This window comes from Acinetobacter sp. 1566109 (assembly GCF_000582255.1).
Lineage (GTDB): Bacteria > Pseudomonadota > Gammaproteobacteria > Pseudomonadales > Moraxellaceae > Acinetobacter > Acinetobacter nosocomialis.
In genome coordinates, this window is sequence record NZ_JEYB01000257.1 from 1 (window position 1) to 341 (window position 341).

The 341-nt window shown below is 43.7% G+C and carries 1 protein-coding gene; it reads right to left on the reverse strand.

Annotated elements, in window-relative coordinates:
- The coding region (locus J582_RS25645) for an NAD(P)(+) transhydrogenase (Re/Si-specific) subunit beta (protein ID WP_032049062.1) at positions 1 to 341 on the reverse strand (341 nt) is incomplete at both ends.

The following is a 341-nucleotide window of genomic DNA, read 5'->3' on the forward strand; positions in this document are numbered from 1 at the left end:
ACGGTTCATTGCTTTACACATGATGTATGACAGAATCGCACCAGATGAACCTACAAGCGAACCTGCAACAATCAACATGTTATTTTCAAGGGTAAAACCAATACCTGCTGCTGCCCAACCAGAGAACGAGTTAAGAAGCGATACCACCACAGGCATATCACCACCACCTACCGGTGCAATCCATACCCAGCCAAATGCAAGTGCAAGTGCTGTCATTGCCCAGAAAGCAGTCATATTACCAGTTGTGAAGAAGTAAAAACCACAAGCCAACATCGCAACAAAGATAAGCGCTTGAACAGGTTTAACCCATGCACCAGAAATTGTTTTACCCTTGAAAATAA